The sequence below is a fragment of the Pseudomonas borbori genome (genome assembly GCF_900115555.1).
Classification (GTDB): Bacteria; Pseudomonadota; Gammaproteobacteria; order Pseudomonadales; family Pseudomonadaceae; genus Aquipseudomonas; species Aquipseudomonas borbori.
This window is the reverse complement of record NZ_FOWX01000041.1, coordinates 25,473-31,967: the sequence shown is the minus strand read 5'-3', so window position 1 is coordinate 31,967 and position 6,495 is coordinate 25,473. Positions and strand designations below refer to the sequence as shown.

7 protein-coding genes and 2 pseudogenes are annotated in these 6,495 nt (G+C 59.8%); 3 read left to right on the top strand and 6 right to left on the bottom strand.

The window, feature by feature from the left end; genetic code table 11:
* Positions 1–495 precede the first annotated feature (495 nt).
* Both BM315_RS21565 and BM315_RS21560 read left to right on the top strand, forming a co-directional pair.
* A complete protein-coding gene (locus BM315_RS21565; protein ID WP_090505419.1) occupies positions 496–1,494 on the top strand; it encodes a response regulator in 999 nt (332 codons plus the stop codon).
* 2 nt (positions 1,495–1,496) lie between these two features.
* Positions 1,497–2,486: a sensor domain-containing diguanylate cyclase gene (locus tag BM315_RS21560; protein WP_090505417.1), complete on the top strand. Its 990-nt coding sequence runs from the start codon at positions 1,497–1,499 to the stop codon at positions 2,484–2,486.
* Positions 2,487–2,673: 187 nt separating this feature from the next.
* On the opposite strand, the gene BM315_RS21555 is transcribed toward BM315_RS21560, so the two are convergent.
* From BM315_RS21555 to BM315_RS24475, 5 genes and pseudogenes are all read right to left on the bottom strand, one after another.
* Positions 2,674–3,153, bottom strand: a complete 480-nt coding sequence (locus BM315_RS21555) for a nuclear transport factor 2 family protein (protein ID WP_212632984.1) — start codon at positions 3,151–3,153, stop codon at positions 2,674–2,676.
* A gap of 6 nt (positions 3,154–3,159) precedes the next feature.
* Positions 3,160–3,375 (bottom strand): annotated as a pseudogene (locus BM315_RS24850) (DUF1272 domain-containing protein); the annotation flags it as partial.
* A 28-nt stretch (positions 3,376–3,403) separates the two neighbouring features.
* Positions 3,404–4,399, bottom strand: coding sequence for a GlxA family transcriptional regulator (locus tag BM315_RS21550; RefSeq protein ID WP_090505413.1), 996 nt, complete (start codon positions 4,397–4,399; stop codon positions 3,404–3,406).
* A gap of 181 nt (positions 4,400–4,580) precedes the next feature.
* Complete coding sequence (locus BM315_RS21545) at positions 4,581–4,850, bottom strand: hypothetical protein (protein ID WP_090505411.1); 270 nt, start codon at positions 4,848–4,850, stop codon at positions 4,581–4,583.
* Positions 4,851–4,905: 55 nt separating this feature from the next.
* Complete coding sequence (locus BM315_RS24475; protein ID WP_141123996.1) at positions 4,906–5,085, bottom strand: hypothetical protein; 180 nt, start codon at positions 5,083–5,085, stop codon at positions 4,906–4,908.
* Positions 5,086–5,464: 379 nt separating this feature from the next.
* On the opposite strand from BM315_RS24475, the gene BM315_RS21540 reads away from it, so the two are divergent.
* The gene (locus tag BM315_RS21540) at positions 5,465–6,133 is read left to right on the top strand and encodes a hypothetical protein (protein ID WP_090505409.1); all 669 of its coding nucleotides are present in this window, start codon (positions 5,465–5,467) and stop codon (positions 6,131–6,133) included.
* 151 nt (positions 6,134–6,284) lie between these two features.
* On the opposite strand, the pseudogene BM315_RS25580 reads toward BM315_RS21540, so the two are convergent.
* A pseudogene (locus tag BM315_RS25580) lies at positions 6,285–6,376 on the bottom strand (hypothetical protein); the annotation flags it as partial.
* Between the last annotated feature and the right edge of the window lie 119 nt (positions 6,377–6,495).

The following is a 6,495-nucleotide window of genomic DNA, read 5'->3' as shown; positions in this document are numbered from 1 at the left end:
ATGTGCTACCGGCATCGTGAGGTGACGGGATGGGCGAACAGAAGTCAGCCGAGGCCGTAGTAGTTGCTCGAAACTGGAGTGACGAAGGGCTGAACCTGCCATGAGTGGACAGTCGGGTGTGATCTCTGTTGGATCGTAAAGCAGAAACTCCGCGTAGCGGGGGTCGAGACCATCAGGAGGTAGGAGCCGGAAGCTCCGAGGGCCGGTCTGGGCGCTTAGATACCGCAGGCGACACATCAACGGAACCAAGCTCGCTGACGCTGTTGGTTAGTAGGCAGGAACCGCCGTATACGGAACCGTATGTACGGTGGTGTGAGAGGACGGCGGGGGCAACCCCGCCTCCTACTCGATTCTATCTTCCAACCATCGGCTGGTGTTTTGCCGTAAAACTGCTGTCTATCGTCAAGGCGAGATGCCAACCCGCTAACCCGTTGAAACCCGATACAGCTGATCTGCCGGGATCCGGCAGGCGGACACCTATAAAAAGTGATGCGTATGACCGTCAGTATTCTGCTTATCTGCGACGACTCCAGCATGGCGCGCAAGCAATTGCTGCGTGCGCTGCCTGCCGACTGGCCTGTCGCCATCGCGCAGGCCGCCAACGGCATGGAGGCCATGGCGATTCTGCGCCAGGGGCAGACCGATGTGATGCTGCTCGACCTGACCATGCCGGAGATGGACGGCTATCAGGTACTGACTGCCCTGCAAAGCGAAGGTCTGTCGTGCAAGGTCATTGTGGTGTCCGGCGATGTTCAGGAGCAGGCGTTGCAGCGGGTCATGGCGCTTGGGGCGTTGGCCTTCGTGCAGAAGCCGGCTGACCCGGATCTGCTCCGACAAACCCTCGAGCGTCTGGGGTTGCTCGCCAACAGTGCGAGTGAGCTGGCCGTGCAGGCGCTCGGCGATGATTCCGCGATCAACTTTTTCGATGCCTTCCGTGAGGTGGTCAACGTCGCCATGGGCCGTGCTGCGGCCTTGCTGGCCAGGCTGCTGGGCGTGTTCGTGCAATTGCCGGTGCCTAATGTCAGCCTGTTCGAGGTCGGCGAGTTGCACATGGCCCTGGCCGATGCCCAGCGTGGTGGCGGGCTTACCGCCGTATGCCAGGGGTTTATCGGCAGTGGCATCGCCGGCGAGGCGCTGCTGATCTTCCATGATTCGGAAGTGGGCGACATGGCCCGCTTGATGAGCGGTTTTTCCTCCGACTATTCCGAAATAGAAATGCTCCTGGATCTGTCCACTCTCTTGATTGGCGCCTGCCTGAACGGCATTGCCGGGCAGATCGATGTGCAGTTTTCCCAGAGCCACCCCATAGTGCTGGGCGAGCACGCCTCCATCGAGGAGCTGATCAAGCTCAACCGTCCGCGCTGGAAAACCACCCTGGCGGTGGAAATCAGCTACAGCATCGAAGGCCACCATATCCATTTCGACCTGCTTCTGCTGTTCACTGAAGACTCGGTGGCGTTGCTTTCCAACAAGCTTGCTTACCTGATGAACTGAACATGAACGAAAATCTGGATCTCAACGAGTTTCACTGGCTGCTGGCGGTGGTGCAGAGCATCGATGTCGGTGTCGTGGTGCTGGATCGCGAATACCGTATACACGTCTGGAATACCTTCATGGAGAACCGCTCGGGCCTGCAGCCCCATGAGGTTCACCAGCAGTCATTGTTCAGCCTGTTTCCCGAAATCGAGGAGAACTGGTTTCGCCACAAGGTCGAAGGCGTGGTGACGCTGGGCACGCCGGCTTTCACCATCTGGGAGCAACGGCCTTACCTGGTGAAGTTCAAGAACTACCAGCCGATCACCGGGCAGGAAGAGTTCATGTTTCAGAACACCACCATCCTGCCGTTGCAGGCCACCAATACCAGCATCGAGCATATCTGCCTGATCATTTACGACGTGACCAGTGTGGCGACCAACAAGCAACAATTGCAGGCGGCGAACCTGCAGCTGCAACAACTCTCGCGCACCGATCGCCTGACCGGCCTGCACAATCGCGGCTACTGGGAAGAATGCCTGCAGCACGAATACGCCCGGCACCGGCGCTATCAGAGCATGGCCGCATTGGTGATGTTCGATATCGATCATTTCAAGAAGGTCAACGACAGCCATGGCCATCCGGCCGGGGACAAGGTGATTCAGGCCGTCGCCGAGGTGATGCGCGAGCAGGTGCGCGACACCGATTACGCCGGGCGCTATGGCGGCGAGGAGTTCGTGGTCCTGCTGCCGGACGTCGACAGTGCCGCTGCCAAGCTGTTTGCCGAACGCCTGCGCCGGCGCATCGAGTCCCTGCTGGTCACCTATGAGGGGCAGACCATCCCGTTCACCATCAGCCTGGGTGTGGCTGACCTGAGCGACCCTGCCGAGGACTATCAGCAGTTGATCGAGCGGGCCGACCAGGCCCTGTATGCCGCCAAGGAGGCAGGGCGCAATCAGGTCAAGGTTTACCGCGGCAACCCGATGGCGCCGCCGCCGCGGACCCGAACCTGACGCCCAGCGCTCTTCCGTCCTTTTTCGCATCTCCATGGTCCTGGCGATTGCCGCCGCCGCCAAAGCCAGCGCCCCGTTGTCGATTAGCCTGCCGCTCGGCTCCTTCGCTGCTTCCTGCGTGCCGGTCTTTGCCGTTTCGTTGCCTCCGCAGGCCGAATATCCGTGTTCAATGCGCCGCTGGAACCGTTCAGAGCCCCAATTCCGACAGGCCCGGGTGGTCATCGGGGCGCCGGCCCAGGGGCCAGTGGAACTTGCGTTCGGATTCCTTGATCGGCATGTCGTTGATGCAGGCGAAGCGGTTGGCCATCAGGCCGTTATCATCGAATTCCCAGTTCTCGTTACCGTAGGAACGAAACCAGTTCCCCGAGTCGTCATGCCACTCGTAGGCGTAACGCACGGCGATACGGTTGTCGGTGAACGCCCACAGTTCCTTGATCAAGCGGTAGTCGAGTTCCTTGGCCCATTTGCGGGTGAGGAACTCCTTGGCTTCTTGCCGATTGAAGGCGAACTCGGCACGGTTGCGCCATTTGGTATCCAGGGTATAGGCCAGCGATACCCGTTCCGGGTCGCGGCCGTTCCAGCCGTCCTCGGCCAGGCGGACCTTCTCGATGGCGCTTTCCCGTGTGAAAGGCGGGCGGGGTGGGCGAACGGCGTTTTCAGCGGTCATGGTGTTTCTCCTTGGTGAGTCGGGCCGGGTGGCTGCAAGTTTGGCTGCCGGACGGATCGGCCGTCTGACCAGCTCACCGCCACAGTTTGGGCAGCTGCCGTGCAGGACCTCGTCGCTGCAGTCACGGCAGAAGGTGCACTCGAACGAGCAGATCAGCGCCTCAGCCGAGTCGGCCGGCAGATCGCGTTTGCAGCATTCACAGTTAGGGCGCAGTTGCAGCATGCTTGACTCCTGTCTGGATGGTTGGGCTTCAGGCGAAACGCTCGGCGTATTCCTGCGGGCTGACCGACAGATGCTTGTGGAAGCTGCGGCGCAGGTTTTCCGGGTGAGCGAAACCGGTCAGGCGCGCCACCGTAGCGATCGACGCCTGGGCGTCCTGCAGCAGATGGCGTGCCGCTTCCAGGCGGATACGTTCGACATAGCGTCCCGGTCCCATGCCCAGTTCCTGTACGAACACCCGCGACAGCGTGCGCGGGGTCATGTGCGCCTGGGCGGCCAGCGCCTCCAGCGACAGGTCGGCACTCAGGTGCGCAGGAATCCATTCCAGCAGAGCGGCCAGACGCGGCACCCGGCTTGGCTCGGGCGTGAGCAGGGCGCTGAACTGGGCCTGCCCACCCGGCCTGCGCAGGAACATCACCAGACGCCGCGCCACCGCCAGTGCGGTGACACGGCCGAGGTCGGCTTCGATCAGGGCCAGGGCCAGGTCGATACCCGCGGTGACGCCCGCCGAGGTAAATATATGGCCATTGCCGTGCAGATCCTGCGGGTCATAGGTGTGCAAGCAGTCCGCGAGTACCTCGATGTCCGGATAATCCCGGCGCAGGTTGTCCGCATCGGCCCAGTGGGTAGTCGCCCGGCGACCATCGAGCAGGCCGGCGGCGGCGAGGATAAGCGCGCCGGAGCAGACCGAGCCCAGGCGGCGCACCTGCGGTTCGGCGGTGCGCAGCCAGGCCAACAGTTCCCGGTTCAGGCATTGAGCCTCTTGGCCCGGGCCGCCAGGAATCAGCAGGGTGTCGATCCGTGCGGCGTCGATCTCGCGCCAGCTCTGTTCGGCCAGCAGTTGGAAGCCGGCCGAAGTGGCGACAGCGCCGACCTGCTGGCCGAGCACGAGCAGACGATAGAACGCCGGCAAACCCTGGCGTTGACGCTCGACATTGGCCGAGGCGAACACCTGTAGCGGGCCGGTCACATCCAGGCTCATTACATTGGGGTAGAGCAGGCAGGCAATGGTTTTCAGCGCATCCATGGGAGGTTCTCGATGAGCGATGGATGCAGTTTGCGCTCAGCGAAAGGGTGGCAACAAGGACAAAGCGCCCACAGATATTGCCAATTCGACTCGCTCCAGATCAGAGCAGGTCAGGTCAGGGGGAGGGCACCGCTACATTGGCTTCGCGAGCGGGTTCACGGTGCTCTTGGCGGCCTGAGGATTACTCCGGCATGCTCCAGGGGGCCAGGTCGTAACCCTGCCGGCTTAATTCGGCGCGCGACTTGTTCAACACACTGGCCAGTTGTATCGGGTCGCTGTAGATGCTGCTCGACAGCTGGGTGCGACCCAGTAGGCGGGTGCTGGTACGGTCGATGACCGTCAGGCTGAGTTCGCCGGTACCGTCTTGCGGTGCCCAGGCGACACACTGGAAAGGTTGAAAGGCGCGGTCGGCGATCAGCAGTGCTTCGTTAAAACGCAGCGGGGCGTTCATGGGGTCGGTTTCTCCGAGGTTATCCCAAAAGTCTAGAGGCCAGTGACACGTGGTGCTACGTCGGCCAGTCATCATGTTGATGACCGCAGTCGACCGCAAAGTCACATTTGCTGGTGAATAATGTGCGGGCTGTCTTGCGTGCTTTCCCTGAGCTGTTTTGCGTACCGCCGCCGAGAAAAAGTCGAACCCTGCCCCATTCAGCGAAAAATCCGTCAAGCACGGCGTTTTCAGGCATAGGCGGGTACTCCAGACGCCGTTCGAGGTCATGCAATCACTGCCGTTTGTCGGCTTCAGCGAGCAAAAAATGAACGAAGTCGGGTTGTGTGGCTCATAAAATAGCCCGACGAGAGCGAGAGCTTTAGCCTCGTTTTCACCGATCCAGGAGTTTTCTCAACAGGAGCGCATCGTGCGTGCGTGGGGGCGTTTTACCTTTGAAAGGGGAAATCGAATGATGAGATGTTCATTCGCCAGACTGTTATGCGTTTGATGTTTCGCATGTTTCACATATGAAACCGAAAAACTGCACTGGAGTATTTCTTCACTGCAAACGTAAAAACCAAATGAATCATATGACGCAGATAGTCTGATTCACCTGAATATAAAAAGAGGCACCCATGGATTTTACTATTATCGCTTCGTTTTTTGAGCAAAAAACGACCATGGAGTTCATGCGCTTAGGGATTGTTTATGCGCACCTGATCGCCTGTTGCGTTGCAATTGGCATGGTATTAACCAGCGACGTGGCAATGATCAAAGAATTATTCAAAGGCAAGCAGAGCCACCTGCAAAATGCTCAGCATATGGAAAGTTTGCAGAAAACAGTCTCCGCTGCGCTGGTGGTACTTTGGATCACCGGCCTCGCGATTATCTGGGTCGATATTGGCGATAAAGGCTTGTCGTATCTGCTCAACCCAAAGTTACAGGCGAAGATCGCTATCGTCATGTTGCTGACGTTCAACGGCATGTTGCTGCATAGCCTGGTGCTGCCCGCGCTGCAGAAGGCCGGATCACTGCTCAAGCTGGAGTTCAACATGCGCATGTTCGCACTGTTTGCCGGCGCGCTCTCTGGTGTCTCCTGGTTCTATGCCGCGATGTTGGGGGTTGGTCGTCCGCTGTCCTGGAAGTACTCGCTGAGCGAAATTCTGGCCGCTTATCCGCTCTTGATCATCGCCGGTTTCATGGCCATGGCACTGCTGACCCAGTGGGCGAAAAACCGTGAAGAAGGCGAGGGGACTCCTGCTAACGCCCATGCACTGAGGAATCCGGCGCTGGCAGCCTGGTAATAGCTTTAAACCGCATCGGTAATCTGACCGTTAATCGCGCTCCATCCTAGCGCGGCGCAATCAAGGCGCCCCCGAATCCCGACAGTAATTCTGCGACTGTCACGGATTCGGGGGCGTCTTTATTTGGGGCGGATCAATGCGCCGTGTCGCGCAGGCAATGGCCGGGAAAGCGGATCGGCACCGGCGGGTCGTAGGCGCAGGTGAACAGGGGATGTTGCGGCCGAAGGTAACCAATCCGGCCAGAGCTTACAGGACGCGGAACGGATCGTCAGGCGCTCGCCAGGCCCATGCATGTTCGCGGCTATTGGGTTGGGTGCCGATGCCGTGGATGATGGCGAGCGCAAGTCTCGTGAGACTCCTTC

Excerpts from the sequence above, each read along its gene's own strand:
- BM315_RS21565 (WP_090505419.1), top strand. The coding sequence starts at position 496 with ATGACCGTCAGTATTCTGCTTATCTGCGACGACTCCAGCATGGCGCGC.
- BM315_RS21560 (WP_090505417.1), top strand. The coding sequence starts at position 1,497 with ATGAACGAAAATCTGGATCTCAACGAGTTTCACTGGCTGCTGGCGGTG.
- BM315_RS21555 (WP_212632984.1), bottom strand. The coding sequence starts at position 3,153 with ATGACCGCTGAAAACGCCGTTCGCCCACCCCGCCCGCCTTTCACACGG.
- BM315_RS21550 (WP_090505413.1), bottom strand. The coding sequence starts at position 4,399 with ATGGATGCGCTGAAAACCATTGCCTGCCTGCTCTACCCCAATGTAATG.
- BM315_RS21545 (WP_090505411.1), bottom strand. The coding sequence starts at position 4,850 with ATGAACGCCCCGCTGCGTTTTAACGAAGCACTGCTGATCGCCGACCGC.
- BM315_RS24475 (WP_141123996.1), bottom strand. The coding sequence starts at position 5,085 with ATGCCTGAAAACGCCGTGCTTGACGGATTTTTCGCTGAATGGGGCAGG.
- BM315_RS21540 (WP_090505409.1), top strand. The coding sequence starts at position 5,465 with ATGGATTTTACTATTATCGCTTCGTTTTTTGAGCAAAAAACGACCATG.